Annotated in this window: 2 protein-coding genes; one reads left to right on the top strand and one right to left on the bottom strand. The window is 69.6% G+C overall.

The window, feature by feature from the left end; translation table 11 throughout:
* Positions 1–90 precede the first annotated feature (90 nt).
* Positions 91–1,185: an IS66 family transposase gene (gene tnpC, locus H7965_RS29905; RefSeq protein WP_390624659.1), complete on the bottom strand. Its 1,095-nt coding sequence runs from the start codon at positions 1,183–1,185 to the stop codon at positions 91–93.
* Between tnpC and H7965_RS31595 the strand changes: the two genes are divergently transcribed.
* Positions 1,162–1,387, top strand: a 226-nt coding sequence (locus H7965_RS31595) for a hypothetical protein (RefSeq protein WP_261394443.1), incomplete at its 3' end; no start/stop codon positions are given. The two genes, tnpC and H7965_RS31595, sit on opposite strands and share 24 nt — an antisense overlap.

Here is a 1,387-nt window from a genome sequence, read left to right as displayed (position 1 = left end):
GGCCGCAGGCAAGTCAGTGAAGGCCACCCTGACCGCCACGGCTCGCAAGCTCCTCGTCACACTCAATGCCATGGTTTCTAGCGGAACAAACTACCGACTCGACACCGCAACCTGATTACAGTTGCCGACAAACCCGGGACGGTTCAGTGCATTCTTGCGATTGAGAGCGACCGGACGGATGGCGCGCTCGACCACGTTCGAGTCCATCTCGACCCGGCCGTCGTCGAGAAACACTGTCAGGCCGGACCAATGCCGCAAGGCATAGCGGATGGCCTTGGCCAGGTCCGAGGTGGCGGAGACGCGGCCCAGATGGGCCTGCAGCCAGGTGTGCAGGGCCTCGACGACCGGTCGACTGCGTTCCTGCCGCGCCTGTTGCCGGTGCTTGGCGGGATGACCGCGGATCTGACCCTCGATGGCATAGAGCGCCTGGATCTGCGCCAGCACCTCGGCCGCGAGAGGTGACTGGGTGGAGACGTGGAATTCGTAGAAGTACCGCCGCATGTGGGCCCAGCAGAAAGCCAGGCCGACCGAGGCGTCGGCGCGGTCGCCCGCCAGCCGCTTGAACCCGGGATAGCCATCGACCTGCAGCACGCCGCGGAATGCCGCCAGACGCCCGGCGGGGCGTAGGCCCTTGCGATCCTCGGTGTAGACATAGGCCGCCACCGGGTGGCTTGGGCCGCACCACGGCCGGTCATCGACCGCGTAGCACCAGAGCCGCCCGGTCTTGGTCCGGCCGCGGCCTGGGTTGAGGACGGGCAGCGTGGTGTCGTCGGCGAACAGCTTGGCCGCGGACAGCGCCGTGCCGACCAGCAGGTCGTAGAGCGGGGTCAGCCACCAGCAGGCCCGGCCGACCCGTCGGACGTATACGTCCGACCTGAGCGTCGAGCGGTCCAGAGCGACGCCCTGCCGCGCCAGCATCTGCGCCTGAGCGCTGTCGCAGAACTTGCCGACCACCACGCGGGCGATCAACGCCTCGGTCGCCATGCCGCCGTCGATCGGCCGCTCCGGCGCGGGCGCCACCACCACCGCGCCTTCGCAGGCCCGGCAGGCGTAGCGCGGGCGGCGGGTGACGCGGACCCGGAGCTGGGCGGGCACGATGTCGAGTTGCTCGGTGCGGAGCTCGCCGATCGCGTGCAGCGCGCCGCCGCAGCAGGGGCAGTCGTGGCGCTCGACGTCGAGCAGCACTTCGTAGCGCGGCAGATGCTCCGGCAAGGCGCCGTGGTTGCGCCGGGGCGGTGCCTGGCGGCGACGGCCCTGCTGGGGAGTGTCAGGAATTCCGTGTTCGGCCGGTCGGTTGAACGACACGGTCAGGCCAGGGCCTTGGTGAAGCGCTGGCTGAAGATCACGGCGAACTGGGCCTTGGCCATGGCCCACTCCCGAGGCGGCA

The organism is Siccirubricoccus deserti (assembly GCF_014283215.1).
GTDB classification, from domain to species: domain Bacteria; phylum Pseudomonadota; class Alphaproteobacteria; order Acetobacterales; family Acetobacteraceae; genus Siccirubricoccus; species Siccirubricoccus deserti.
This window is presented reverse-complemented; position numbering and strand designations above follow the sequence as displayed.